The 26,769-nt window shown below is 42.8% G+C and carries 23 protein-coding genes and 2 tRNA genes; 2 read left to right on the plus strand and 23 right to left on the minus strand.

Going from position 1 to position 26,769, the window contains the following annotated elements; all coding sequences use genetic code 11:
* Positions 1–220: 220 nt before the first annotated feature.
* The 5 genes from MSKOL_RS02665 to MSKOL_RS02685 form a co-directional block, all read right to left on the minus strand.
* Positions 221–292 (minus strand) — tRNA-Thr (locus tag MSKOL_RS02665).
* A gap of 200 nt (positions 293–492) precedes the next feature.
* On the minus strand, positions 493–1,503 hold the full coding sequence (locus MSKOL_RS02670) for a class I SAM-dependent methyltransferase family protein (RefSeq protein ID WP_048153524.1): 1,011 nt from the start codon (positions 1,501–1,503) through the stop codon (positions 493–495).
* A 63-nt stretch (positions 1,504–1,566) separates the two neighbouring features.
* Entirely contained in the window at positions 1,567–2,223 is a 657-nt protein-coding gene (locus MSKOL_RS02675; protein WP_048153525.1) for a LysE family transporter, read from the minus strand.
* A 166-nt stretch (positions 2,224–2,389) separates the two neighbouring features.
* A complete protein-coding gene (locus tag MSKOL_RS02680; protein WP_011306400.1) occupies positions 2,390–3,403 on the minus strand; it encodes a transcription initiation factor IIB in 1,014 nt (337 codons plus the stop codon).
* Between the two features lie 191 nt (positions 3,404–3,594).
* Entirely contained in the window at positions 3,595–3,855 is a 261-nt protein-coding gene (locus tag MSKOL_RS02685; protein WP_048153528.1) for a Gar1/Naf1 family protein, read from the minus strand.
* Positions 3,856–4,183: 328 nt separating this feature from the next.
* Between MSKOL_RS02685 and ppdK the strand changes: the two genes are divergently transcribed.
* A complete protein-coding gene (ppdK, locus tag MSKOL_RS02690) occupies positions 4,184–6,829 on the plus strand; it encodes a pyruvate, phosphate dikinase (RefSeq protein ID WP_048153530.1) in 2,646 nt (881 codons plus the stop codon).
* A gap of 786 nt (positions 6,830–7,615) precedes the next feature.
* Here ppdK and MSKOL_RS19735 read toward each other — a convergent pair.
* The 14 genes from MSKOL_RS19735 to MSKOL_RS02760 form a co-directional block, all read right to left on the minus strand.
* A complete protein-coding gene (locus tag MSKOL_RS19735) occupies positions 7,616–7,780 on the minus strand; it encodes a hypothetical protein (protein ID WP_156150941.1) in 165 nt (54 codons plus the stop codon).
* Positions 7,781–8,565: 785 nt separating this feature from the next.
* On the minus strand, positions 8,566–9,531 hold the full coding sequence (locus tag MSKOL_RS02700; protein ID WP_048153534.1) for a polyprenyl synthetase family protein: 966 nt from the start codon (positions 9,529–9,531) through the stop codon (positions 8,566–8,568).
* Between the two features lie 35 nt (positions 9,532–9,566).
* Positions 9,567–10,910: an RNase J family beta-CASP ribonuclease gene (locus tag MSKOL_RS02705; protein WP_048117794.1), complete on the minus strand. Its 1,344-nt coding sequence runs from the start codon at positions 10,908–10,910 to the stop codon at positions 9,567–9,569.
* 1,505 nt (positions 10,911–12,415) lie between these two features.
* Positions 12,416–13,513: a type 2 isopentenyl-diphosphate Delta-isomerase gene (fni, locus tag MSKOL_RS02710; RefSeq protein ID WP_048153539.1), complete on the minus strand. Its 1,098-nt coding sequence runs from the start codon at positions 13,511–13,513 to the stop codon at positions 12,416–12,418.
* Between the two features lie 3 nt (positions 13,514–13,516).
* The gene (locus tag MSKOL_RS02715) at positions 13,517–14,299 is read right to left on the minus strand and encodes an isopentenyl phosphate kinase (protein ID WP_048117798.1); all 783 of its coding nucleotides are present in this window, start codon (positions 14,297–14,299) and stop codon (positions 13,517–13,519) included.
* 96 nt (positions 14,300–14,395) lie between these two features.
* On the minus strand, positions 14,396–15,301 hold the full coding sequence (locus MSKOL_RS02720; protein ID WP_048153542.1) for a mevalonate kinase: 906 nt from the start codon (positions 15,299–15,301) through the stop codon (positions 14,396–14,398).
* A gap of 259 nt (positions 15,302–15,560) precedes the next feature.
* Positions 15,561–16,358, minus strand: a complete 798-nt coding sequence (locus MSKOL_RS02725) for an MEMO1 family protein (protein WP_048153545.1) — start codon at positions 16,356–16,358, stop codon at positions 15,561–15,563.
* A gap of 71 nt (positions 16,359–16,429) precedes the next feature.
* A complete protein-coding gene (gene rpsB / locus MSKOL_RS02730) occupies positions 16,430–17,173 on the minus strand; it encodes a 30S ribosomal protein S2 (protein WP_052725315.1) in 744 nt (247 codons plus the stop codon).
* Positions 17,174–17,244: 71 nt separating this feature from the next.
* Positions 17,245–17,427, minus strand: coding sequence for a DNA-directed RNA polymerase subunit K (locus MSKOL_RS02735; RefSeq protein ID WP_048108139.1), 183 nt, complete (start codon positions 17,425–17,427; stop codon positions 17,245–17,247).
* A gap of 113 nt (positions 17,428–17,540) precedes the next feature.
* Positions 17,541–17,615 (minus strand) — tRNA-Pro (locus MSKOL_RS02740).
* Position 17,616: 1 nt separating this feature from the next.
* Positions 17,617–17,805, minus strand: a complete 189-nt coding sequence (locus MSKOL_RS02745; RefSeq protein WP_048117805.1) for a DNA-directed RNA polymerase subunit N — start codon at positions 17,803–17,805, stop codon at positions 17,617–17,619.
* Positions 17,806–17,809: 4 nt separating this feature from the next.
* Positions 17,810–18,214, minus strand: a complete 405-nt coding sequence (locus tag MSKOL_RS02750; RefSeq protein ID WP_048117809.1) for a 30S ribosomal protein S9 — start codon at positions 18,212–18,214, stop codon at positions 17,810–17,812.
* 13 nt (positions 18,215–18,227) lie between these two features.
* Positions 18,228–18,650, minus strand: a complete 423-nt coding sequence (locus tag MSKOL_RS02755; RefSeq protein WP_048117815.1) for a 50S ribosomal protein L13 — start codon at positions 18,648–18,650, stop codon at positions 18,228–18,230.
* A 10-nt stretch (positions 18,651–18,660) separates the two neighbouring features.
* Positions 18,661–19,041: a 50S ribosomal protein L18e gene (locus MSKOL_RS02760; protein WP_048123592.1), complete on the minus strand. Its 381-nt coding sequence runs from the start codon at positions 19,039–19,041 to the stop codon at positions 18,661–18,663.
* Between the two features lie 685 nt (positions 19,042–19,726).
* Between MSKOL_RS02760 and MSKOL_RS02770 the strand changes: the two genes are divergently transcribed.
* Complete coding sequence (locus tag MSKOL_RS02770) at positions 19,727–21,355, plus strand: alpha-keto acid decarboxylase family protein (protein WP_048153546.1); 1,629 nt, start codon at positions 19,727–19,729, stop codon at positions 21,353–21,355.
* 291 nt (positions 21,356–21,646) lie between these two features.
* On the opposite strand, the gene MSKOL_RS02775 is transcribed toward MSKOL_RS02770, so the two are convergent.
* The 4 genes from MSKOL_RS02775 to MSKOL_RS02790 form a co-directional block, all read right to left on the minus strand.
* On the minus strand, positions 21,647–22,150 hold the full coding sequence (locus tag MSKOL_RS02775; protein WP_048117823.1) for a DUF2240 family protein: 504 nt from the start codon (positions 22,148–22,150) through the stop codon (positions 21,647–21,649).
* Between the two features lie 340 nt (positions 22,151–22,490).
* On the minus strand, positions 22,491–24,062 hold the full coding sequence (gene serA, locus MSKOL_RS02780; RefSeq protein ID WP_048117825.1) for a phosphoglycerate dehydrogenase: 1,572 nt from the start codon (positions 24,060–24,062) through the stop codon (positions 22,491–22,493).
* A gap of 217 nt (positions 24,063–24,279) precedes the next feature.
* Complete coding sequence (locus MSKOL_RS02785) at positions 24,280–25,149, minus strand: RPA family protein (RefSeq protein ID WP_048153547.1); 870 nt, start codon at positions 25,147–25,149, stop codon at positions 24,280–24,282.
* Positions 25,142–26,512 (minus strand): Single-stranded DNA binding protein, encoded by a 1,371-nt coding sequence (locus MSKOL_RS02790; RefSeq protein ID WP_048153548.1) that lies wholly within the window; start codon positions 26,510–26,512, stop codon positions 25,142–25,144. The genes MSKOL_RS02785 and MSKOL_RS02790 overlap by 8 nt, the downstream gene beginning before the upstream one ends.
* Between the last annotated feature and the right edge of the window lie 257 nt (positions 26,513–26,769).

Here is a 26,769-nt window from a genome sequence, read left to right on the forward strand (position 1 = left end):
CAAACTTAAGCACCTTAAACAGGTGCTTTTTTCTCTTTCTTTTACTCAATTTTTGTATTGAATTGGTTTTTCGATTTTCGTCATGTTTTTCCGTAAATACTACGTATTTTTGGGAAAAGAAATACAGCAGGCAATGTACTTATCAAACCGAAAACAAACGATTTCAAGGGTGTACATGCTGTGAATGAGGCAGAGTATTTTTTAACCACAAAATAAAAAAAGCCGCCGGGGGGACTTGAACCCTCGACCTGCTGATTACGAATCAGCCGCTATACCGCTAAGCCACGACGGCAACTGCATAGAAAGAATAAGCAGACCTAATATATAGATCAAGAATTTAATTATTTCGCTCGGGCGGAGCTATTTGCTTTTGCAATGCTTTGCAACATCTGAATAATCCTGCCTGATATTATTTAAATAACGCGGACACCTTTTTAAGGTTTTAGATTACTTTAATAATTCTGCCATCCCTTAAAATAATCCTATCATCCTTTAAACAATCATGGCTTCTATACAGATATTATACTGGTGAGGGGCATACGATCTGACTACTCTTTTTTCCAGGACCTCTATTTTCCTACCTGCTTTTTCCGCAGCTTCCCTTATGAGTTCTATAGAGCTTTCGAATAGTTCGTCCTCAGGAGTTATTCCATAATAATGGAGAATTCCGCCGGGCTTTGCCAGTAGAACTGCGGAGTCCAGGAACTCAAAAGCACTATGAGGCAAATTCATAATCACATGGTCGGCAGTGCCTGCAAACTTTTTTGCTTCTTTCCGGGCGTCGCCTTCTATTGCTTCGATGTTTTTCGCGGAGTTAAGAATAATATTTTCCCTGAGATAACGCACAGCGTCCGGATTTTTGTCGATTGCCAGGACTTTTGAAGGTTTTTTGCTCTTTGCGATCAGGATGCTGTAAGGGCCGACGCCTGCAAACATATCAACAATGGTGTCCCCTTCCTTAACCCGGGAAAGAATTCTTGAGCGCTCGGTTGAAAGGCGGGGAGTAAAATAAGCCCGTGAAAGGTCGACTTTGTAGCGGCAGCCGTATTCCCTGTGAATAGTTTCGGTCCTCGGCTCGCCTGCAACTACCTCAAATTCCCTTACCCGAAATTCCCCGATAACAGGCGTAAGAGGCTTGAGCACTGTTTTTATATTTGAATGGGTTAAAAGGAGGGCATCGGCAATTCTTGAGGCTTTCTCCTTGTCAAGCTCAGGATCTTCCAGCAGGGCGATGTCTCCTATAACTTCATAAGCAGGGCTGAAACCAAGCAGGTCTTCTGGAACAGGTTTCTTTTCCTGGGGCTTGAACTCGAACTCCATAAGCTCAATTTCTTCGGGAAAACTCTCTAGCTCTCCAGGGGCAGGCACTCTGGTCAGGGGAAGATAAAGAAATACCTCATCTGCGCTTATTTTTACGGAATTATCCAGAATTTCAAGCTCAAGGAGCCTTCTTCTTACAGGTTCTCCTTTCTTTTTAGGAACTTTTATGCACTGCCGTTTCATAGAAAATCGCCTTTTGGAAGCCTAAGGTTATCCTTTTGTTATTAAGCTATCCATAGCCCGTGCTCAGGATATATGAATCGGGTGATCGTAATTAAGCATAAAGTACAACCCAAAAACTACCAGGAATACCCCGCAGGTATAAAGAATATGTCTATGCATTTTTTGGGAGAAAAGAGTTTTACCACGTCCGAATGAGCCGGATATGGCAGTAAACCATCCCATGTCTGCAGCCCAGTGCCCGAACATATAAGCCATTGCAATTATAATTCCCAGTTCATATTCCTTAAGTACGAGGGCACCGCCAGCGGTCAGCCACCAGATCCAGAAGTACGGGTTCGAAACTGAAGTAACCAGGCCTATCAAGATAGGGTTGGAAACCAGCTTCAAGCCCGAGGAGTCCTGAGAAATCAGAGCCGAAGAATCCGTAGCTTGTGCTTCCTTTAAGGTAAGAAGTCCAAATACCAGAAGTGAAAGCCCTCCTATAAGAAAAATTATGGAAATCATACCACTGTCGACAAACGAAGCAGCCCCCAAGAGGATCAGCACATAGAGCACAGCCTCCACGAGCATATGCCCGAATACTACCTGTGGGCCTGCAAGCCAGCCTTTCTTCAGCGAAATCTCTATAGTTGCAAAAAGCATCGGGCCCGGAACGAGCGCGCCTGTAAGCCCTACAGAGAAACCTAGAAGAAGAGCTTCAAAAAGTTTAATTGTTAACATTATGGATCAAAAATTTTAACGTTTAATAAGATTTCGTTTTGAAAATAAAACCTTCGCAAGCGGAAAGATCCGGATAAATGACTTGAGTAAACAAAACCAGTAAAAAATAGGGCGTTTCTCTAAATAAAAGAGAAAAATTGCTGGCAAAAGAAAAATAAGGAAAATTTTAGAGAATAATCTCTATATCCAGTTCTTCTGCAAGCTCTTTGTATCTGTTTCGGATAGTAACTTCTGTAACCCCGGCTACATCCGCAACTTCCCGCTGAGTTCTCCGCTCACCACAGAGAATGGACGCAATATAAATTGCAGCGGCAGCAACTCCTGTGGGACCCCTCCCGCTTGTGAGTTCCTTTTCGGAAGCCTGCCTCAGGATCTCAACGCTCTTGGACTGGACTTCTCCTTTAAGGTTAAGACCTGAACAGAACCTTGGGACGTAGTCGATAGGAGATGTGGGCATGAGCTTCAGTGCGAGTTCTCTGGAAATAAAGCGGTAGGTTCTTCCGATTTCTTTCCGGCTGACCCTGGACACCTCTTCGATTTCATCAAGAGTCCTTGGGACACTGCACTGGCGGCAAGCAGCATAAAGAGCGGCTGCAGCAACACCTTCAATGCTCCTTCCACGGATAAGGTTCTTGTCCACAGCTTTTCTGTAGACGACAGCTGCGGTTTCCCGCACAGTTCTCGGAAGACCGAGAGCAGAAGCCATTCTGTCCAGTTCAGATAGTGCAAATGCAAGGTTTCTTTCAGTTGCGTTACTTACACGGATTCTACGCTGCCATTTTCTTAAACGATAGAGCTGAGCACGATTTTTGGAAGAGATTGACTTTCCATAGGAGTCGCGGTTCCTCCAGTCAATCATTGTGGAGAGCCCTTTGTCGTGGATTGTGTATGTCATGGGCGCACCCACACGGGAACGCTTCATACGTTGATCATGATCGAAAGCTCGCCATTCTGGGCCTTCATCCACAAAATCGGCATCAATGACAAGTCCGCAGTCCCCACACACGAGTTCGGCTCGCTCATAGTCGTGGACGAGGTTTCTGCTGCCGCATTCTGGACACACGGCCTTTTCTTTCTCAAAACTTTGCTCCTTTTGCTTCTCTTTGCGAGCTTTGATCATGGCACGTATTTTTTCTCTTTCAAGAGTGTCCGAATAGCGAACTCTTTCGACTTCTACCATATCATATCACCTTACAAACTAAAACAATCATATGTGTGTATTTCCGGTATTTTTGGCTGCACCACTGAAATTACAGTAGATATCTAAAAGGCAGGATAAGAAAAATCACGGCTGTAACTAGCAAAAAATATATAATCTAGTTAATGTTTAACCATAATATAGAATTCAAGTGCATATTCATGTCAGAGCTTTCACCGAATATAGACTCTTTCATTAATAAGAGCTCGAAATTCTGAATCCGGAGTTCGTTTAAAACCCTTCACTAAAAAATATGGATGACCTACAGGTCCGAAAACACTTACGATCGTACCAATCCGATTCAGGGCCTTATCTACAACGACCGAATTCAATTTAGGAAAACCATCTGAGACATTCTCGGGTTTTACCTCATCCCCTCTAATTATCAGGTTTTTAACACCTGTTCTGTGCAGCACTTTACCGAGTCGTTTCATATCAGCCACGAATAGTTAATAGCTATTTTCTCCAGCTCAGGGCAAAAATCTCCTGGCTTTGAGCATGTTTTTCTGTCAGCCATAAATACAGCTACATATTGTAAACTGAAAAGCATATGTAGTCTATGTTCATTATATATAAAGATATCGCAAGAACTATATTATATGTTGGTTTCAACTAATTTAATATAGTAGAATATAATAACTAGGAGAAGGAAACCACAACCTTATATATTAAATGGACATTGTTGGCAGCAATCAGACCATAATTATGGTCATTATAGTCAACTAACTCCGATTAATGATCTCATTCTAAGGAGGAGACTCATTGTCCAAGTTCGTATATTTTTTTGGAAAGGATGTAACTGATGGCAAAGCTAGCATGAGAGACTTACTTGGAGGTAAGGGCGCAGGCCTGGCCGAAATGGCAAACCTCGGAATTCCCGTACCACCAGGTTTTACGATAACAACCGAAGTTTGTGTACTTTATCTGAAAGGTAAAAAATATTCTGAAGAAGTACTCAAGCAGGTTGAAGAAGCGATCGATAAGCTCGAGACCTTAAACAACAAAAAGCTGGGGGACCCAGAAGATCCACTGCTTGTTTCTGTAAGGTCCGGTGCCAGGGTGTCCATGCCGGGGATGATGGATACCGTTCTTAATCTTGGGCTCACGGACAAATCTGTTTTTGGACTCGCAAATAAGGTCAATGACGAAAGGTTCGCTTACGACTGTTACCGCAGATTTATCTCCATGTTTGGAGATGTAGTTCTGGGAATTGACTTCGACAAGTTCGAGTCTCTTATTGAGGACAAGAAAAAAGAACTTAAAGTCGAATCTGACACCGATCTCGATGCAAAAGCACTGAAAGATTTGGCTGAAAGGTTCAAGGGAGTAATTAAACTCGAAAAAGGATTTGATTTCCCCCAGGATCCAAAAGTCCAGCTCCAGATGGCAATTGATGCTGTTTTTGATTCCTGGAACAATCCAAGGGCTATCACTTACAGAAAGCTTAACGAAATCGATGACAGCTGGGGCACAGCGGTCAATGTACAGACCATGGTTTACGGGAACAGAGGCAATACCTCAGGCACAGGAGTTGCTTTTACAAGAAACCCGTCTACAGGAGAAAAGAAGTTCTTCGGAGAGTATCTTATCAACGCACAGGGCGAAGATGTTGTTGCAGGCATCCGAACTCCAGACTTTATTGATACTCTTGGGAATAAGATCCCTGAAGCCTACAATCAGCTTGTTGATATCTGTGGGAAGCTCGAAGACCACTTCAAAGACATGCAGGATATAGAGTTTACTATCCAGGAAGGAAAACTCTACATGCTGCAGACCAGGACTGGGAAACGTACAGCTGCCTCCGCCGTAAAGTTAGCAACTGACATGGTAGCAGAAGGGCTGATTGATAAGGAAACCGCAGTCACAAGGGTTAAAGCCGAACACATCGACCTGCTCCTTCACCCCAGAATTGACCCCAATGCAAAACTGGAAGTAATCGCAAAGGGACTTCCTGCATCACCCGGAGCTGCTGTCGGGAAAGTTGTATTTACTGCCGAAGCAGCCGAGGAAATGGCTGAGAAAGGAGAAAAGACAATTCTCGTCCGGACCGAAACTTCCCCTGAAGATATCGGAGGAATGGCAGCTGCCCAGGGTGTCCTTACAGTGCGCGGTGGAATGACCTCTCATGCAGCAGTCGTTGGAAGAGGCATGGGTAAGCCCTGTGTTGTAGGTTGCGGAGATATCTCCATTGATATAAAGAGCGGCCTCTTCATGGTAAATGGTCACACTATCAAGGAACATGACTATGTTACCATTGATGGAAGTACAGGCAGTGTAATCATCGGGAAAGTCGAGCTGATCGATGCTGAAATTAGTGATGATCTGAAGAAGATTCTTCTCTGGGCTGACGATATCAGGACTCTCGGAGTGAGAACAAACGCAGACAATCCGGCAGATGCAGGCCTTGCCCGTGAACTTGGGGCTGAGGGAATAGGACTTTGCAGAACTGAACATATGTTCTTCGGGGAAGACAGGATTCCTGCAGTAAGGGAAATGATCATGGCCGAAGACGAAAAGTCCAGGAAGAAAGCCCTCAAAAAATTACTTCCTATGCAGAAGGAAGACTTCCTTGGAATCTTCCGCAGCATGGAAGGCCTGCCTGTTACTATCAGGCTGCTTGATCCACCTCTCCATGAGTTCCTTCCTGACAAGGAAGAGCTCGATGCAAAGCTCAGGGAGCTCGAAGTTTCAGGAGACTGCGGAAAGATCGATGAGGTAAAGAAGGTCATCAAGCGTGTTGTTTCCCTCAAAGAACTCAACCCTATGCTTGGCCACAGGGGATGCAGGCTCGGAATAACCTATCCGGAAATCTATGATATGCAGGTCCGTGCAATCATGGAAGCAGCCTGTGAACTTACAAACGAGGGTATGCAGATCGTTCCTGAAATCATGATTCCGCTCGTGGGTCTTGTAAAAGAGCTTTCCATTACCAGGGAAGAAGTCTGCAAGATGGCAGAGACAGTCATGGCTGAGAAAGGCGTAAAGATCGATTACAAAGTAGGAACAATGATCGAACTGCCCAGAGCCGCAATTGTCGCAGACCAGATTGCCCAGGAAGCCGATTTCTTCTCCTTCGGGACAAATGACCTGACTCAGACAACCTTCGGGTTCAGCCGTGATGATGTGTCCAAATTCGTGCCTATCTACCAGAAAGCAGGAATTCTTGAGCACGATCCGTTTGCAGTCCTGGACCAGGAAGGCGTTGGCGAGATCATGAAAATCGGTATATCAAAAGGCCGCTCAGTCAAACCCGATCTCAAAATGGGTATCTGCGGAGAACATGGCGGAGAGCCAAGATCTATTCACTTCGCCCATGAAATAGGCCTTAACTATGTAAGCTGCTCTCCTTACAGAGTTCCGATTGCAAGGCTCGTAGCTGCACAGAGCACAATTGAGTCAAGAAAGTAAAAGTTTACTTCAATGTTAATTTAAAAAGAGGCAGGATTCGTCCTGTCCATATTACTCTTTTTTGTAAATCCTTTCTTGGAAATTTTAACTGCGTTTTCTATAATTTCTGAAAAATTCTTTACTGGCAATCCTTATTCTTAGAAATATTCCCTTAAAAAATATTATGCTGTAACCCTTGTTGAGGGTTAATGCTGTCATTTTACGTCGAGCTTCATGTAAATTCCTCATCCAAAAATCATTATTGAATCGAGTCTTGCAGTACCTACTTTTGTCCAATACTTGCAAATACTACAGTACTGGATCTCGCCGTCTGAGCGCAGTTTCAGTTTAGCGTGGCATTTTGGGCATATTTTTAAATGTTTCATGAATAAAACTCCTTATATTTTTATTTTAGTTTTGAGTTCATCACAAAACTCAAAATTGTTTTTCTGAGCCTTGAATTTTGAACGATTGTCAAGTTTTGTGACGAACTCACGCAAGTCTTTAGATATTTTTGCAGATTATTTGTTTGGATTGTTTTTATGGAGGTTTTTTATGGAGGTTTTCTATGAAGATTGTTTTTTGGAGGTTGTCTGATATGTTGGTAGACTATTGAGAGGTAGTTTACTCTTTCGAGTTTATTCTTCTCCCATTTCTTTTCTAAACATGATGTAATCTCTTTCTACTTCTTCGAGTTCGTATTCCATTTTATACCCCATTTTGTGGTTTCGCTATTTTCAGGTTGGCTTTTATCTATACGTAGATGATTTTCTGAAGGCTGTCTAAAGGTTACTCATCCACTAATTTTTAACATGTACCTCTTTTCCAATTTGTTGTTAAGTTTTGATGAGTATTGTATGAATGGCCCCAACATCTATTGTATATTTCTTCAGAGGTTAAAAGCATCCCATTCCCAAACAAAGATCCTTGTGAAATTTGCTTTGAAAGCTTCTTCTCTGTCATTTTATTCATTAACTGATTCTCCTTTATTCTAAGTTTTATTCCTTTTTCTTTACAGGAACACGGATTCCTATTTCCTCTTCATCCTATAAATAACTTGCGTTTTGAGCAGATACAAATTGAATAAAAATTCCATATAGTATAAAGATTAGCTATCAAGATGCTATGAAGATTTTAAAAAAGACTATGTAATGGGTCCTGATCCACTAAGAGATAAATTTTTTGATAAACAAACTCTCCTTTACAACCTTTTTTTAAAGTGTCTTTTGAATATGTAATGCAAGAAGAAGCCCAGGGTGCTGTATCTACTGTATCCCCCAATACAGTCTCTCCGAATTTATGCTCCCCCAAGCACATTGATTCGAAGAAGAATCAACAACCCCCAGGAAATTCTTTTCTTTTCGATGATACCCCATCTCTATTCCCAAACTCCATCACATAGTAATAGCATAAATTATATTAAATAAATCATCTCAAAAATTGAATTCAACCGAAAAATTGTTTGACGTAAAAGATTTCAAGTCAATCATAGCTCTTTTCTAATCAGGAAATTTAATTTAAAGTTTCATGCCTATAATAAACTAAAACCGAAATTTAATACTGCTTTTCAAGATGCTGTATTTCGAATCACCAATCAAGTTTCAGATCACAGAAAATAATTCTGAAACTTTACGGGTTTTGAGAGTAAAATTGATTTCGGGATGAACTCGTCAATAAAAAAGTTATAAAAAATATAAGTTATTGCGGCCTCAATTAGCCGCAACCTTCTCTGAAGCCTTCTGCTGTTTGGGCGGCTTTCAGTAGTTCCTTGAGATCATATAATCAGCAATCTGAAGGAGAAGTTCCTTTTCCGGGCAGTCCCGCAGAGCGTCCAGTTTTGCTTTGCCTTCGTTGATATATGAAATTGCAAGGTCCTTTACATAATCAATTGATCCGCATTCGGTTAAAATCCGGACGGCTTCGTCAGTTTCTTCCTGAGTAGCTTCCCCTTTTCCGAAAATGTCCAGTTTCACACCTTTTTCGAAAGCGTCGATTACAATAAGGGTATGTTTCCCTTCCATAAGGTCGCTGCCTCTTACCTTACCGAGCACTTCTTCCGGGGTGACCATATCCAGAACATCGTCATACATCTGGAACCCGATCCCTATAAGGCGCCCATACTCGGATAAGGCTTCAGCAATCTCATCAGAAGCTCCTCCAAGAAGAGCCCCGATCTTGGCTGCAGCTGCATAAAGAACTGAGGTCTTTTTTTCCACCATCTCAATATATTCAGCTTTACTAACCTTTTCCCTCTCTTCGAAATCCATGTCAAGCCACTGGCCTTCACAGATTTCGGTACATGTTTTTGAAAGAACGTCCATACATATTAAAATTCTTGAAGGCTCATTTTGAACTTTTGACAGAATCGAAAAGGCTTTGGAATAAAGTGTATCACCTGCAAGAATTGCTCCAGCTTCACCCCATATCATATGGACTGCAGGTCTCCCTCTGCGAATATCATCCTTATCCATTATGTCATCATGGATCAGAGTGAAATTATGTACAAGTTCCACGGCCACCGCTGCAGGTAAGACAGACTTGAGGTCAGAGCCTGTAGCTTCAGCTGCCAGAATAAGAACTGCGGGGCGGAGGCGCTTTCCTCCTGAATCTACCAGGTAGCGGGAGGCTTTATATAGCTCCTCTGGATGGGCTACCGGAAGCAGTTCATCAATTGCGGCGTCAACATGGACACTTCTTTTTTTGATCTCATCAACTAACGTCATAAATATCACGAGGTACGGAATGATTTCCTATAGAGTTATTCTTCTATATATAACACTTCACCGTTTCTGAGAAGGTGTACTGTATCTCCAAGTACATACCCGGCATCTTCCGCCATCTCGATGTAGTGTCCGTGCATCTCCATATCCCCATGGGCAGGGATCACATGTTCAGGATTTACCATACGCAGGAGTTCCCAGTGGTCTTCCCGATATGCATGTCCTGACACATGCACGTTGTCATAAATCCTGGCGCCCCGCATCTTGAGCTTAGTCTCAAGGGCATAGCGGTTAGCCTGAGTCATTGGGCTCGGGATCACATTTGCAGAGAAAATAACCCTATCTCCTGGCTCAATTGTATACGGAGTTTCCCCATTTGCAATGCGCACAAGTATGGAACCTGGTTCACCCTGGTGCCCGGTGACGATTGGAAGGTACTTGTTCTTTCCGTCCTGGATAATGCGTTTAAGAGCTCTATCTACATCCTTTCTCTGGCCGTGCATCTCTACATTGGAAGGCAGTTCCAGATAGCCAAGGTCTCTAGCAGCTCCTACATAACGTTCCATTGAACGCCCCAGGAGGACAGGAATCCTGCCCATTTCCCCAGCAGCTTCAATAATTGCTTTTAGTCTGGGAATGTGGGAGGCAAAGGTGGTAATAACCATTCCTACTTCTGACTCTTCTGTTCCAAGCAGCACGTCCCTGACCATATCCTTTGCGATCTGTTCCGACGGAGTTTTCCCCGAACGTCCGGCATTCGTGCTCTCTACAATCATTGCAACAACTCCTTCCCTACCGAGGGTTTTAAGACGCTCAAAATCAGGAGCTTCACCCATTGTCGGAGTGCGGTCAAGCTTAAAGTCGCAGGCGTAAAGAACCGCTCCAATTGGGGTGTGAACTGCTGCAAGCACACAGTCAATTATACTATGCTGGACATTGATGAATTCGATGGAAATATCTTCGGTAACCTGGTAAGTTCCACCTGCATTCAACGGAATAACCCTGTTGCACACCTCAAACTTGCGTTCGGCCTCGATCTGCTGTTTGATAAGGGCCGTTGTATACGGTGTAGAAATGATTGGAGCATTATACCTGTGGGCAAGTTTCGGAATTGCACCTATATGGTCAAGGTGCCCGTGAGTACAGACAATTGCCCGGACAGTTCCATTGATTTCTTTCATAATAGTATCATCAGGAATTGCTCCCATCTCGATAAGTTCGAGAGAATGCATTTTATCAATTTCAACATCCTCATGGATCTGAACCCTATCGAGACGAAGCCCCATATCCAGAATGATGATATCTTCGCCTACAATAACTGCAGTCATGTTACGGCCCATCTCATTGTAACCGCCGACTGCAACAATTCCTATTTCAGTCATATTTTTACCTCTTATTTATTTTTTTATCCTTGTGAACCCCAATCCTCAGAAAATGGATCAGGTGATGACCTTAAAATGATAGCTGCGATGTGAATGGTACAGCATAGCATCGAATCTAACACAGAATTAGCCTTAGAGCAGCCATATCCAGCTCTGCTGCAGGAAGAACTCCACCCCCGATGAGACGAATCAGGCTACATCTCTTGCAGAAGAATTCTATTTTAATATATCTGGTTTATACCAGATACTCAAATGCCTGTTAAGCACGTTCCAGAATTGCCCCGGGAATGCCTTTTAAATTCCCTATTCTTTAGATACACATTTCTTTAAAGAATTCTACCCTTCCAGATCAAACAAAATCTGCTATTATTTCAATTAACAGGAGCCTTTACATGCTCTTCTCTTACTGATTAGTATTTCTTAAGAGCCTGATTTTCTCAATCCTGTAAAGTTAGATTTCCGCCTTTAAAGACTTTGAAAATATCCGCTTTTCTATTTTAGCAGATTCTTCTAGAGCTTATTCAGCAACCTGTTTTGTTATAACTGGGGCTTTTTTATTCCTGGTTTTATTATTGGGGCTTTTTATACCTGGTTTTTTGGTTTATTCATGGCTTTATTCTGGTTTATTCTAATTAATTCCTGGCTTGATTCAATCCACTCTAACCTATTCTGAGTTATTATAGCCTATTCTAATTAATTCCTGGCTTGATTCATCTGGCCTATTCTATGCTATTATGGCCTATTCTGAGTTATCATAACTTATTATGGTCTATTCTAAGTTATTAGAATCGATTTTGAGTTATTATGGTCGATTTTGAGTCATTACAACCTATTCTGAGTTATCATGACTTATTTTAACTTATTTTAATTTCTTCTAATTTATTCTGATATATTCTAATTTATTCTAATCTATTTTGATTCTATCCCATCTGCTTCTCAGCAATCCATTCTCATCTGGATAATTTCTATCATGATAATCTTATCAGGTGATTCTAACCTCATCAGAAAGTTCCTGATTCTACAATTATCATAATTTTTCTATTTTCTATAATGAAATCGCTTCATACTAAACAATTTCAGCCTGAATAACTGCGAAATAATTCCTTAATTTAATGAATTTTACAGTAATTCTATGAAACTAACTCCTGAATTTCATTGATTTTACAACAACTAATATATCTTGTAGTTTATGAACCTGAAGCAGATCCAGTGTAAAATTGCTCTAATTCCAGATCATTCAGGTGAATCCTATGTTTGTCCGTATGGTCCTGAGTCAGTTTTCCAGGATTCGGAATACGGACCACTTGTTTATATCAACACCGCTTGTTTATATCAACGATTTATTCCCGAACATTACCTTCATATTATGTATAAATATTGTTGTAGAACGACCCTTCTAATTAACATATCTGCTATTATATCTTACCGCTATTATCCGAATTTTAATAAAGATTAGAGCTTAATACAGATTACAGGTACAAGTAAACCGAATTCTGCGGCCGGATTCAGAACGAGTCTCCTGCTATGGCATAGTCTTTTACGTTAAAGCCACGTTGCCCTAAATACTCAATAGTCCAGCCAGTAACAACCACAGGTGCATTACGCAGGTCCTGTATGTTTGCACAGCCGCAGAGAAACATCGAAATCCTGAGTTCATCCAGCATGCGGGAAATAACTCTGACAACCGATTCTTTTCCTTCAAGGGCAGGGCCTACAAAAGGCAGGGCTGCACTTGCCGCACTGGCTCCGAGAGCAATGGATTTTGCGATCTCAACCCCTGTCCTGATCCCGCCGGTTGCGATAATTGGAAGGGAGACTCTGGACTCTATAATACTGGCAACAGTGGGAATTCCAAAGTCCCAGAAAAGTTCTCCAAGGTTTTCGGAGGCATAATCTCCACTTTTCCTGGCCCGGTAGACCTCGACGCCTGCCCAGCTTGTGCCTCCCGCGCCACCTACATCAATTGCAGACACGCCTGCTTTCTGGAGGAGAATGGCATCTTCCCTTGAGATCCCGGCTCCTGTTTCTTTAATGATTACTGGCTTGCCCAGTACGGAGCAGATTTCTTTTATCATCTCAAGACAGCCAGTTGCATCCCGATCTCCTTCTGGCTGGATGGCTTCCTGTAAGAAATTAAGGTGAATGGCAAGGGCGTCGGCATCGATCATTTCTATGAGTTTTTCAACTCCATCAATCCCATACTGGCGAATCTGAGCAGCGCCCACATTTCCGTATATAAAAGCAGTCGGAGCTTTTTCCCTGACAACCCTGAAAGACTCTTCCTGGGCAGGGTCATCAATTGCAGCTCTCTGGCTTCCAACGCCAATTCCTACCCCCAGCTCTTCAGCCGCAGCTGCAAGTGCAGCATTTACAGGAGTAGTGTCAGGGTGACCTCCAGTAATCGAAGCGATCAGAAAAGGAGCTTGCAGGCGTTTTCCAAGAAGGTCTATAGACAGGTTCAATTTATCCATATCGAGTTCCGGAAGCGCCCTGTGGATCAGGGTCACATCCTCAAAGCCCGCACTGACTTTTCGGGATTCAACCGGGCTTTCAGCACATAATTTCAGATGTTCGATCTTTCGCTTTGAGGTCGTGCTAATCATATTTCATACCCTTTTGTCCGGACTGATTGTGGTTCCCATAGATTCCCCATTTAAGAACCGATATATATTATCCTCTTTCTTGGCATTGAATATATATGATGTAATACAAGACGTTTTGCTAAGTTCCAGAAGTTCCTGCACCTTCCCTAGCATGCCGCCCGTAACATCGGTACTTCCCGACCCCTTTATGTAACGCTTGAAATTCTCAAAAGTTTTGGGGGTTATCTCAGGTACGGTTTTTCCTTCGTTGTCAAGTACTCCATCCTCTGCCGAGCCTAACCCAAGCCGGGTAATCTTGAGTTCTTTTGCAAGATAGGGGACTATCTGGTCTCCTGAGAGCACGCACGCTCTGAGTTCGAGATCCATAACAACATCTCCATGCAGCACCGGGACAAGCCCATTCTCAAGCATGAGCTTTATGTTGTCAAGGTACATACTCTCAATCCGCCCGTTTCTGCAAACCGTACAGCACATAGGATGTACAGCTATAGCCCTTACTCCGTACTCATTTAGAGCATCTACCACACTGGATGCAAGTTTCTTGACAGATTCATGTGTTACAATTGCTCCTTCAGGATCAAAAACCCTGCCAAGCTCATATTTTTTAGCGTAAGTGTGCCCAAAAGAACCTGCACCATGTACAATAATCATTTTTCCCCTGTATTCGGAAACTTCTTTTGCAATTCTCAGGAGGGCATCCTCTCTTACAACCCCTTGGTCTGCGGCTTTGTCAGTAATGACACTGCCTCCAAGTTTCAGGATAACAGGTTCGGTTGAGACATTCATGCAATATCACTTAATACCTTTTTAAAATTTCAAGCTTCCTTTATGAATAATGCGAAATTATGAAATAAAACTCCAAGAGCTCAAGGTTTGAGTTATTTATTCTAACCTTAAGCCCTGTTCCGTGGGTTTTGTTATGATTGCTTTGCCCCCTGCACCTGCAATGGCTTCAGCAACCTGTGTACATTTGTCAGGTGCTGTAAGGGCAACCATACATCCCCCACCTCCACCTCCTGTACTCTTTGCTCCGAAGGCTCCAGCTCCCCGAGAGGAGTATATTAATTTGGAAAGTTCATAAGTATTTACACCAAGTGCGTCCAGAAGGCCCTGGTTCACATTCATAAGTTTGCCAATTGAAGAGTAATCTCCTGTCTGGAAAAAGGGTTCTGCGGTTTTGGAAATTCTTCCAATGACAACCATTAGAGGCTCTATAAGATGTGGATAAGTTTCACGGAGTTTTCTCACATTTGTTACAAGCTCTTTTGTAGAAGCGAAAACTCCTGTATCCCCGATAACTATCCCGCAATCAGGCGTCTTCAGCTTTCTCCTATCTGGAATGGTCACAACCCCTCCGAATGTAGAAACATAAGTGTCAGTAGGACTTGCAGCTCCCTGCACCTGAACTTCGATTTCATGCCCCATTTTAGCGATTTCTTCGAGAGAGAGGCCACAGCCAAACAGTTTATTGAGTGCACCTATACTTGCAATCGTAACAGCGGCAGATGAACTGAGTCCCGAGCCCACCGGAATCTCAGAATCAACTTTCAGATAAACACCCTCGATTGGCACTATTTCTTTAATTTTCTCAATGGCTGCGGAGATATAAGGATGTTTTTCAAAATCAATCCCTGTTTGGCCAATTTCCGACTGAATTATTATAGAGTCACATAATTCCACCCGCACACGGGTCCTTAATTCAATTGCACATCCTATTGCGGTTTCTCCGTAGACAACCGCATGTTCTCCGAAAAGATAAATTTTCCCGGGGGCAGAACACGAAATCATATTACTCCTCTGAAATTCATAAATTCGATTTAAGATATAAAGTAATGAATTTACATTCGAAATGAAAGCATATTGTCTTCCAACTCAGTAATAAATTTATTTAATGTATTATTCAATTTATTTGTTATTGTTTTATTTTTTACAGACCTGGATCAGGTTAATAAAGTCTGAAATCCGTAAAAAATTTATTTGGAACAGGTAAGTGTTTCTGTATCTTGAATTAAAAACAGATGTACTCCGTTTTTCTGCGGAATTTCTTTTACTCCACAATAATTGCGGCATATCCTACAACTGCGTTCATATCTCCGGAAACCTCCCCACTGTTTGAATAGTTAAGCAGTTCGGCTCGGGTTGCACCAAGCTTCTTTGAGGCTGTTAGCATCGCAGAAATAGGGCCATATCCGCATACGGATGCATTTCTTCTATAAAGCCTTTCATAGATTCCTGGAACATCCAGATTAAGGATAGCTTCTATAATTTCGTTATCCGTTTCCCTTGCAAGGTTTGCAGGCTGATAATGAGTAAAATCGCTGGATGCGATGAAGGCCACTTTTTTCCCACTTTTTGAAACAAGGTTGGCAATAAGGGTTCCCACCTCAATTGCGGTCTCTTCATCCTGCATACCCAGGCAAATAGGAAGAATCCTGAAATCTTGATCAAAGCGGTATTGAAGGAAAGGAAGCTGAACTTCGATCGAATGCTCGTATCGGTGCCCAAGCTCATCTAAATCAATAATACTTCCTGATAGCCCTTCGGCAAGTTCCCGATCAACCTCGAGAGTTCCCAGAGGGGTTTTCCAGGTATCTGTGGATACTGATACCGGTGAACCATATCCCGTATGGTTGGGACCAAAAAGAACATATGTGTCGGCTTTGGGAAGAGCTGCATAAACGTGTGCAGCAACTTTCCCTGAATAGACATATCCTGCATGCGGGCAAACTGCTCCCAGGATATTTCTTTCCCGGATCTCCAGACCTTCAAAACATTGCTTAAGTTCTTTCTCCAGATTTTCAGGACGCAGGGGATAGAACTGCCCTGCAACTGCTGGCTGTCTCATTTATGATCACCCATATAAGATACGGGCTATTTTTTATATATCCTTGCAGTCTGCAGGGCTGCCTTTCGGAATCAGAGAGGTGTTTCGAAGTCAGTCAACTCGTAATTGAAAGGAGTACTGTTAAGCCGGGAAACTTCCCTTGCAAGCAGCCAGTAAACAAGGGAAAGAGCTTTTCTACCTTTGTTGTTTGTGGGAATTACAAGATCCACATTTGAAATCAGGTTATTAGTATCACAGAGTGCTACAACAGGCACCCCGATGCTTGAAGCTTCCTTTAGTACCTGGGCATCGCCTGCAGGGTCGGTTACTATCACAACATCAGGCTCAAAGAAACCATGGATCTGAGGGTTTGTAAGTAACCCTGGGATAAACCTTCCGAGCATTGCTCTTGTGCCTAATGATCTGGAAAACATCCTTGCAGGATGCTGCCCGTACTGCCTTGAAGAAACCACAAGGATCCTTGAAGGGTCATAGTGAGACAGCAATTTTGCTGCAACTCTTATTCTTTCATCTGTTGACTGGATGTCAAGCACATATAATCCATCAGTTCTGACCCTGTATACGAAACGCATCATGTCCTGGGTCTTTTGCTGGGTGCCTATGTGAACGCCTGCTGCCAGGTATTCGTCAATAGAAACAAGAGATGTAGAACCTTCTTTAGCAGAAGGCTCTTCTTCCTCTGCTTCTACAGGCACAGATCCGGTTTTTGCTGCGGCTTCCTTTTCAGGTGCAGGTTTTACTTCAGCCACGACATCTTCTTCAGGCAAAGGCTGTTCGTTATTTTCCTCCTGCCCTGTCTGCTCATTTTCCTCCATAAAGTCACCTCATAATATAGAATCAACAATAAAACACATTCAATTTCTGAAAATGTTATCCCACTGCGTTTTTAACTGGTTTTACGTTTGACCGTTATAGGAATAACTCCGGCCTTCAACTCTTCAATAGCAAGATTAAGAGGGTCCAGCCGCCCGTCATCTTCAACAAGGACAGGAGCTCCCATTGCAATTTGCAATGCTCTTGCACCTATGATCCGTGCACGCTCGAACCGGGTATACTTTTCCTTGACCAACTGATCACCCTGAAATTTAAAAACGCTCCGATGAATTCCGATAATTAATAATCATGATAAGTTTGATATTTTACAGTACATGCCTTAAAACCAGCACCCTGAAACTAGGGATATGGGACCGCTGAGATTCGAACTCAGGTTCCGGCGTCCCGAACGCCGAAGGATGGACCAAGCTACCCTACGGTCCCTTTACTGGTACGGCGAAAGCACATCAACGAGTTCAACATGGCTTAAAAACATTCTGCGGCAGCAGTAGCGGGTGATTCCAAGATCATCCAATACCACGGCAGCGTTTTCGCCATCATTGACACGTCTTTTGTACTCATCCCAATAGTTTGAGATTACTTTTCCACATGAGAAACATCGGACTGGGATCATAGTCTTACCTGTAAGATTTCTGGTATTTAGCCCTTGCTCCGGGTCCACCAAAGTTCTTTGATTCTTTCTGCCTGGAATCGCTTACAAGTAAATTGCGGTCATAGCTTGCGAAGTTATCTCTGATGATTGTGTCATTTGTCCATTCCACAATACCTCTGGCAACTGCGGTCCTTACCGCATTAGCCTGTCCGATAATTCCGCCGCCCCTGACATCTACATTAATGTCAAGTCCAGAGACCACTTCATCTCCTGCGATCAGCAGGGGTTCTGAGATCTTCATCATTACAAGCTCTGGAGTATATAGCTCGAGAGGAATTTTGTTGATCCTGACCTTTCCGGTTCCTTTTGTGACTGTTGCACGTGCAGTTGCAGTCTTGTGCTTTCCAGATGAATTAACTACTTTGACCATGAGGACTCACCCTTTAAAATTTTGAACCCATTTTCTGGCTCACTTCACCAAGTTCAATATATTTACTTGAACTTAGAAGCCTCATATCGGCATCTGCAATTGTGATTGCTTCAGTGTCCTTGAATTCAGAGGGAACACCTACATAGACCTTAAGCCTGGACATTGCGTCCCTGCCTCTTGCTCTCTTATGGGGCAGCATGCCACGGATAGTCCTCTTAAGGATGCGGTCCGGACGCTTCGGGAAGTAAGGTCCGAATTCCATACTACCTCTCTCCCGGGTTTGCCGGTATTCTTTGAGGGTGGTCGCCCTTGAGCCAGAAATTACAGCTTTTTCAGCGTTTACAATATATATCTCTTCGTCTCCTGAAAGCAACTGTTTTGCAACTGTACTTGCAAGACGTCCTAGAATAAGCCCATTTGCATCGATAACCGTCATCTTCGACACCTCAGCGGAAAATCCGGATACCGGACCCTTTTGGATTTTCATCCATTATCTCTTCGAGACTCAGGCACTTGCCACCGGCTTCAGTGATCTTTTCAACTGCGGAGCCACTGAAGGTTAAAGCCGCAACAGTTACAGGGTGGTCAAGGAGACCTGCGCCCAGCACTTTTCCCGGAATAAGCAGAACATCGTCCTCTGCCGTGTGTCTGTTTATCTTACTTATATTCACAGCCGCATAGTTTCTGGACGGCATCTCAAGACGTCCCGCGATATCCTTCCAGATGGGGGCGGTATTTGTATTTGCCCTCTCCTTCAGGGTAAGAATCAGGGAAACGATTCTTGGATTTGTTTTTCTTGTCAGTTTTACCAGTGATCTTTTACCCAATGTATGTTCCTCCGCAAGATTTGTATAAACCTCACTCACGCGGAAAAAAATTCCCTATCGCGTTCGAACATCGCTATAGCTGCCCCTTTGGAACTTGATCCAGAAGCAGCAAATTTAAAGAACAAGCGATTAGTCGGAATTGGTATGATGTGAATAACATTTCTAGTACATAAAGATTATGTGCATCATTAGTCCTATTTACAAGAATTCCAAATAATAATCTTCTTTTGTCTCTGATATTTTTTTGTTTCTGTTTGCTTATAGTCTCAATCTTCGATTTACTCATTAATTATAATACTTGCTTTTGGAACTAACCTGGAAACTAACATGTATAGATAGAATGTATTAGAAAGAAATTCTATTTTTATAATATTAAACAAATTATACTATCTAGGGAATAATCAGTGTTTAGGGAATCTAGGGAATATAGGGGATAATCAGTTTCAGGAAGGCGGGAAAATCTCGCATACAATTAGTATCCGATCTATAATCAGGCAATATCCGCTCTATAATCAGGCGGCAAATGAAGCTAGAATTCCTTATGAGTGTCACTAATATATTACTGCGCCTGGTACAAAATATGAAATAAGCGGGCAGAAAACCGCAGACAGGAATCCGCAGACAGAAATTCGCAGACAGAAATTCGCAGACAGAAATTCGCAGACAGGAAATGGGTGATATTAGCATGCTGACAGTTATTCAATACCTTCTGGATAGATTAAAGCAACTGGGGATAAGGGATATTTTCGGCGTACCAGGGGACTTTGCATTTCCGATCAACAACGCCATATGTGATGATAAAGAGCTTCGCTGGATAGGCTGCTGCAATGAACTGAACGCTGCTTATGCTGCTGACGGTTATGCTCGTATTAAAGGTATGTCAGCGCTATCTACTACTTTTGGTGTAGGTGAACTTTCCACACTATGCGGTATAGCAGGCTCTTATGCGGAGTACAATCTGGTATTCCATATTGTAGGAATGCCAAAAATGCAGGCACAGAAGAGACATGATATAGTGCATCACTCGCTGGGAGACGGAGAATCAAATATATTTATGGAGATGGCTACGCCAGTAGTATGTGCAAGTACAATGCTTACTCCGGAAAACTGCATTCAGGAAGTTGAGCGTGTGATCGAAACTGCCCTGGAGAACCACCGTCCCGTTTATATTGCAATACCTCACGACTATGTGAATGCAGATATTTCATCCTTTAATGCGCCTGCAAGAAAACCTGTAAAAAGCGACCCTGCAACTCTTGAAGAGGTGGTCTCGATTATTGCAGGTAAACTCTCGGATGCAAAGCAAGCCTGTATTATGCCGGGTTTTCTTGTTGACCGGTTTGGCCTCAAGGACTTATCTATGGCTGTAATTAATGCTTCGGGCTTGCCTTATGTTACTATGGCTCTGGATAAGTCAGTGCTTGACGAGACTAATCCCTCCTACCTGGGATTATATATGGGAAAACTTATCAATCCTGAAATCCGGGAATTTGTGGAATCCTGCGACTGTATCCTTACGATAGGCACTATCCTATCTGATGTTAACACAGGCAAGTTCACGGCTAAGCTGGATAAGTCCCGAATTATCAATATCATGCCTTCAAGTGTCCATATAGGGTATACTGATTATATCAATGTAAAAATGCTTGATGTACTGGAGGAACTCTCCAGAAGGCTTAACAAGCGTACCGATGTCAGTGGCCCTGTTGCCAGCCGTCCCGCCGTTCCCGAGGTAGATGCTGAAGATCCAATAACGGCTGACTATTTATACGCGAAGTATGCGGAGTTCGTTAAGCCTGATGACATAATCATAGCTGACTCAAGCTCATCCTTTTATGGGTTACTGCCCCTACTTTTGCCAGAAGGAACTAAGTTCGAGAACCAGATGCTCTGGGCAGCAATTGGCTGGGCTACTCCAGCTTCCTTTGGCACTGCACTGGCTGCACCTGACAGGCGAGTAATTCTTATTACTGGAGAAGGGTCACACCAGATGACTGCTCAGGAAATCAGCCAGTTTTATCGTCATGGTCTGAAGCCGATTATCTTCGTGCTGAATAATCACGGCTACCTGATAGAAAGAATGTTGTCTGAAAAATTAGATTACTGCTATAATGACCTTGCAGAATGGGAATATTATAAATTACCGGAGGTTCTCGGCTGCAATGATTGGATTACGAGAAAGGTTACTACCTGCGGGGACCTTGATAAGGTAATGAGAGAGCTGGATAATGCTAAAACAGGCGCATACATAGAAATAGTTACACCGATATTATCGGCTCCCTTGCTTATGGAAAAGATTCACAAAAACTTGTAAAAAGTATAATTTAAGTTTATTATAGAGTTAGGGGAAGTTGTTCCTTCAGACAACTTTTCTCCAATATGTTTGAATAAAATTTAACTGCCTGAGACAACTGCAACTTCTTTTCTTTTTAAGTCGTTTCAGATATCGGTTACCTTCTGTTGAGTAGTTTCAGATATCGGTTATCTTCTGTTGAGTAGCTTCAGATATTGGTTATCTTCTGTTGAGTGGTTTCAGATATCGGTTATCTTCTGTTGAGTGGTTTCAGATATCGGTTATCTTCTGTTGAGTGGTTTCAGAAATCTATTAATAAGATATGCCAAGTACCGACCTCGAAACCCTGTCATAAATTCCCGAAATGTCACATCCGACCTTTTTTGCTACAATAAGTGCCACGATCCGGATATCCACAAGATAGGAAAGCCGGTCCTGCATGAAATTAATCTCAGAAACCAATTTTTGCCGGCTTATCCCAATGTCTGCGGAGATAAATTCCAGAACTTGCTCAAAGGAAATTTCTTCTTTCATATGCGCTTTTTCTTCAGAACTGTCTGGATTTTCAAGAAAATTCTCCGACGGTTTGAAAGCATGTGGAACCCGGATACTTTCCACATCAAAACCGGGCACAAGAACCCCGGCTTTGAGTATGAGAACACCTGTTTCAAGGGCTTTTTCCTTTACTTTTGAGGCAGTTTTCGGGGAAAACCATTTCAGGTCAAAAGCCAGGGAATACTCAAAATCCTTTTCTGAAAGAGAAGTTGCAAGAGTTTTTTTAAAAGGAGCGGAGACTACGCGTTTAAGTTCTTCCATCAACTGCACCCATAAAAATTGATATGGCACGGAGAGTTTAATTTGATATTGAGAGTATAATATTTTAAGTGTATAATATTGTTGAGAGTCTAATATTGTTGAAAGCATAATATTTTAAGTGTGTAATATTGTTGAAAGCATAATATTGTTGAAAGCATAATATTTTAAGTGTATAATATTATTGGAAAAATGAATATTATTATGAATGTAATATAAACGTTTAAGATAAAGAAATCTAAAATCAAGAAATTTAATTAAAGACTCAAAAATTTAAAGTCTCCGGCTCAGGATTTTCTACCCTGAACTTCTGCCGGAGTAAAGTCTTCCTGAAAAGGAAAGTTTAGAGTGTCACAAGTTTGGCATCAAGGATTCCGTCTACTTTCCTGACTTCCTCAAGAATTGGGTCCGAAACTTCGGAGTCTACGTTAAGAACCATCATGGTCACGCCTCCAATTTCTGATCTGCCAACCTGCATGCCTGAAATATTGATATTGTTTTTACCGAGTACCATGCAGCACGGTCCGATAACGTTGGGCCTGTTGATGTGTTTGGCAAAAATCATATGGCCTGCAGGGAAGATATCTACTCTGTCATCATCGACTACGACGATCTTTGGATCGTCTCCGACAACAGTGCCTGCGACCAGCTTTGTCTTGCCGTTGCTGCTAAGTTTGATACTGATAGTTGAAGAGTATTCCTCAGAAGATTCTGATTTACTTTCCACGACTGCAATCATTCTGGACTTTGCAAGAGTGGGTGCATTGACATAGTTAACTCCGGAACCGAGAGCCATTTCAAGCAGCCCTTTGAGAGCCGAGACTGTAAGAGGTCTTGTATCTTTTCCGGAAATCTCTCCATTATATCCGATTTCGACTTTTTCGTAGTTTCCGTCTACGAGCTGCCCTGCAATCTTACCCATAATTTCCGAGAGCCTGATGTAAGGGGCAAGGACTGCCATAGCTTCCGGCTTTACTGAGGGGATATTGATTGCGTTCTTTGCAGATCCGCCTGTGAGGACAGACGCTACTTCCTTTGCAATATCTACTGCCACATTAACCTGAGCTTCCTGTGTAGAGGCACCAAGGTGAGGGGTTACTACAACGTTGTCAAAGTTAAGGAGAGGGCTGTCAAAAGGAGGCTCCTCAATGAAAACGTCTATTGCTGCACCGGCTATTTTTCCGCTTTCAAGAGCTTTTGCCAGAGCTTCTTCATTGATAATGCCGCCGCGGGCACAGTTGAGAACCCTGGTTGTAGGCTTCATAAGGGCAAACTGCTCTTCATCAAGAATGTTTCTGGTTTCTTTAATAAGAGGAGTGTGCACTGTAATGTAGTCGGCTTCTTTTGCGATTTCATTAACTGTAGCTAGTTTGACACCAAGCTCAATAGCCCTCTTTTCAGAAACAAAAGGATCATACCCCATCAGGTTCATCTCAAGCCCTGAAGCCCTTTTTGCGACTTCGGAACCGATTCTTCCGAGACCTATGACTCCCAGGGTCTTACCTTTGACCTCGACACCTGTGAATTTGCTACGTTTCCATTCTCTGGCTTTCAGGGAAGCATTTGCCTGGGGAATGTTCCTGGACATTGCCATCATCATAGCAATTGTGTGCTCTGCTGCCGAAATCATATTGCCTTCGGGAGAGTTAGCAACAATAATGCCTTTCTTTGTAGCTGCATCCACATCCACATTGTCAATTCCGACCCCGGCTCTCCCGATAATTTTCAGGTTGTCGGCAGCTTCGATTATCTTCTGAGTAACATGGGTACCACTGCGTATTACAAGAGCATCGTAATCCTTAATTTTTTTCACCAGCTCCTCTTCGGAAAGCCCGGTGGAAACATCAACCGTAAAGTGTTCTTTTAGAATCTCCAAACCTTCATTGGAGAGTGAGTCGCTGACCAATACTTTCATGTCAATTTCTCCAATTAATACAATAAATATGAGATATTAAATTTTAACAGAGAATACCAATTAACCTAATCACACTTAAGCATTATCACACATATATAAGACTAATCCCTTCTAATTTTATCTATAACGCAGGTTTTCTTTCCCTGCATGGATTCTCCCGCAGACCTTGTAAATCCTCTCTGGGTCCCCTACAGGCTTTGTCAATACCGGCTCTGGTTTACCCTACAAGCTTTATTATCCCAATCTTAGGTTCGTAACACTGCCCGCCTTCAAGCAGGAAACGGATAACCTCTTCTACAACCTGCTCAGAAATGCCCCGGGATGCTGCAGCATCTATAAAAGCTGCGTAATCAACTCCTTTGCTTCCATCCATTTCCTTAAGCAATTCAAGCACGAATTCCTTCTGGTCAGCTTTAGCATCTGTATTATTTTCAGAATCCAGATCCAGGGCTTTAAGGCCTTCCCTGATGGAAGCCCGAAGTAGTTTTACAAATTCAGCAGGAGAGCGCTCCCTTTCAAGCGCAATTACAATCCCTTCCGTATGCTCGGAAGAAATGCCTTTCTCCAGAAGGTATTCCCGAAGTTTTTCTCCACGATATCCGTTGGTCAGAACGTCCGAGAAGGCTTCAAGTCTCTCAACAGTCTGTTCTGCGGTATCCACGACCCATCTGTTGCGGATTTCTTCATCCACTACATTTACCTCTTCAGCCCGAATAGAAACAAAAACCGATCCGGGTTCGGGTTCATAGGTCCTGGCTTTTCCTGTAAGGGCAATAAAAGCAGGAACCTGTACTGTTGACAAAAAGATCGAAGCCTCAGGCTGGTATTGTCCTGCATATACCGTAAAAGCCCCTGTGGGGTCAACTATTCTCGCTTTCCACATCTCGCTCTGTGTTCCGATGTTGTCAAGTTCTGTGACCACTCCAACCACGAAAACACGATTGAGAATAAGCCCCAGAGGGCTAATAAGCAGGTTTGGAGTTTTTGAATCTGCAGCTTCCGAGTCAGTACGTTCGGATTTTTCAAGTTCTCTGCAGGCTTCGAATTCTCTTGCAAAAACTCTTTTTGCGACCTCTCGTTTAAGCAAGTTCGATTCCTCCCCTGGAAACCTGTGAATTTTTATCCTGTCCGTCCTCCTCATCCGGCCCGAGCCTGCGAAGGAGTTCAACTACTCTCACTGCAAGATCCTCTTCAGGTACCCAGGCATTTTCAGCTACGAAAGAAATCCCAAATTCATTTTTTGAAGAGTTTCCGCGTACTGCAAGATAGCGGCCCGTAAGAAAACGCCTTAAATCTTCATAGACTGCATCTTTTGAGACATCCGAGAACATTAGCTGTTCGGCTTCCTCAAGAGTTTTCCCATAGATGATTTCCGCAAGTTCCCTTGGAAACATAACTGACACGGAACCGGTTCCATCATCCATTATGGCTTTGATCCGCATGTCCCATACGCCTTCTACCTTCCCGTGCACTCTGCAATTTCCTTTCTGGATTACACGACTGCATTCAGGGCAGCGGGAGATAATGCCTGAACCGGGCCTGACTGAAACCAGATTGCCTGCTACGGACACGTCAAACATGCTGTCTCTTGAATTTATCTCCTGGATTTTGATAGGCGCAGGATCTTTTGATGCGGATTCGAATGTAAATGCAAGTTTTCCGATTTCGTCGGGACCAATAGAAGAAACTTTTGTGCTGTTCAGGATATTTACTGATGGCATTCCCCTGAACATCCGCACCTGAGCTCCTTCGATTCGGATAATACTCCCTATATCTATTCCAGGCAGTTCAATCCAGGCCGTAAAAGGCATCCTGCCTGTCTCGTCCGCAAGCACGCCCGAGACCACTCTGGCCTGGCGTCCCTTTACAAGGATTTCTCTGTATGAAAGCTGAAGCACGCAGGCTATTGTATCTACGGAAAAATCCACAGCTCCTATGTCAATTAACTTTTTTTTCTGGCTTGCTGAAAGTTCGGACAAAGGGGGGAGCAAGGAGTCCGAAATTTTCAACACAGGAGATTGTTCCCCTATAGAAAGCCTGATCCGGTTCTGCCAGATCCGGACATAGGCATTTTTGATGTTAATTACATCCCCAATTGAACCTGGCAGTTCCTTCCAGGAAGAAAACAGAACTGCCCCGGTTTCGTCCGCAAGAACTCCGGTATAAAGCCTCGAAGGTTTTTCCTGAGTTCCTTCCTGCGGGTGGATTGATTTTTCCCCGAGGTCCAGAATCCTGCCTGTAAGCTCAAAATTCTTAAGGTTGGCAGACAGATCTTTTACTTTCAAAACTTTCCTTTTTCCTCCGAACTTGCGGAGGATACTCTCTTTTGCGACATCAGGCGGGACACGAAAAGCAATGAGTTTCTCAAACTCTGCCCTGATGCCAGTCTTTTCAAGGTCTCCAAGCGCCCTGGTTAACTCTTGAAGGTGGGGCGCAATCTTCTCATCCATTTTTAGGCCTCCATTCGAGACAATAATAAAACAATAATTTCCGTGTAATATATAACAAATTTCCGTGTAATATATAACAATAATTTCAGTGTAATATATAACAATAATTTCCGTGTAATATCAGATTTTACAGTATTTAAGACTTTAATTGAAGATTAATTTCTTTTATCAGAGGATATTGAACTATTATTTAAGGATAGCTGTTTATATTTTTTTATTCCCAAAGGTATATTAATTCAGGGATAAAATTACTTCCT

It is taken from the genome of Methanosarcina sp. Kolksee (assembly GCF_000969945.1).
Classification (GTDB): domain Archaea; phylum Halobacteriota; class Methanosarcinia; order Methanosarcinales; family Methanosarcinaceae; genus Methanosarcina; species Methanosarcina vacuolata.

Bases quoted from the DNA above. Each gene is read 5' to 3' on its own strand.
- rpsB (WP_052725315.1), bottom strand. From the start codon at position 17,173: ATGGAGGAAAATGAGCAGACAGGGCAGGAGGAAAATAACGAACAGCCT.
- MSKOL_RS02670 (WP_048153524.1), bottom strand. From the start codon at position 1,503: ATGAAACGGCAGTGCATAAAAGTTCCTAAAAAGAAAGGAGAACCTGTA.
- MSKOL_RS02705 (WP_048117794.1), bottom strand. From the start codon at position 10,910: ATGACTGAAATAGGAATTGTTGCAGTCGGCGGTTACAATGAGATGGGC.
- MSKOL_RS02720 (WP_048153542.1), bottom strand. From the start codon at position 15,301: ATGATTTCGTGTTCTGCCCCCGGGAAAATTTATCTTTTCGGAGAACAT.
- MSKOL_RS02775 (WP_048117823.1), bottom strand. From the start codon at position 22,150: ATGGAAGAACTTAAACGCGTAGTCTCCGCTCCTTTTAAAAAAACTCTT.
- MSKOL_RS02680 (WP_011306400.1), bottom strand. From the start codon at position 3,403: ATGGTAGAAGTCGAAAGAGTTCGCTATTCGGACACTCTTGAAAGAGAA.
- MSKOL_RS02725 (WP_048153545.1), bottom strand. From the start codon at position 16,358: ATGAGACAGCCAGCAGTTGCAGGGCAGTTCTATCCCCTGCGTCCTGAA.
- MSKOL_RS02715 (WP_048117798.1), bottom strand. From the start codon at position 14,299: ATGAATGTCTCAACCGAACCTGTTATCCTGAAACTTGGAGGCAGTGTC.
- MSKOL_RS02685 (WP_048153528.1), bottom strand. From the start codon at position 3,855: ATGAAACGACTCGGTAAAGTGCTGCACAGAACAGGTGTTAAAAACCTG.
- fni (WP_048153539.1), bottom strand. From the start codon at position 13,513: ATGATTAGCACGACCTCAAAGCGAAAGATCGAACATCTGAAATTATGT.
- MSKOL_RS19735 (WP_156150941.1), bottom strand. From the start codon at position 7,780: ATGAATAAAATGACAGAGAAGAAGCTTTCAAAGCAAATTTCACAAGGA.
- MSKOL_RS02745 (WP_048117805.1), bottom strand. From the start codon at position 17,805: ATGATCCCAGTCCGATGTTTCTCATGTGGAAAAGTAATCTCAAACTAT.
- MSKOL_RS02755 (WP_048117815.1), bottom strand. From the start codon at position 18,650: ATGACGGTTATCGATGCAAATGGGCTTATTCTAGGACGTCTTGCAAGT.
- serA (WP_048117825.1), bottom strand. From the start codon at position 24,062: ATGAAAGTATTGGTCAGCGACTCACTCTCCAATGAAGGTTTGGAGATT.
- MSKOL_RS02790 (WP_048153548.1), bottom strand. From the start codon at position 26,512: ATGGATGAGAAGATTGCGCCCCACCTTCAAGAGTTAACCAGGGCGCTT.
- MSKOL_RS02700 (WP_048153534.1), bottom strand. From the start codon at position 9,531: ATGACGTTAGTTGATGAGATCAAAAAAAGAAGTGTCCATGTTGACGCC.
- MSKOL_RS02770 (WP_048153546.1), top strand. From the start codon at position 19,727: ATGCTGACAGTTATTCAATACCTTCTGGATAGATTAAAGCAACTGGGG.
- MSKOL_RS02675 (WP_048153525.1), bottom strand. From the start codon at position 2,223: ATGTTAACAATTAAACTTTTTGAAGCTCTTCTTCTAGGTTTCTCTGTA.
- MSKOL_RS02750 (WP_048117809.1), bottom strand. From the start codon at position 18,214: ATGGTCAAAGTAGTTAATTCATCTGGAAAGCACAAGACTGCAACTGCA.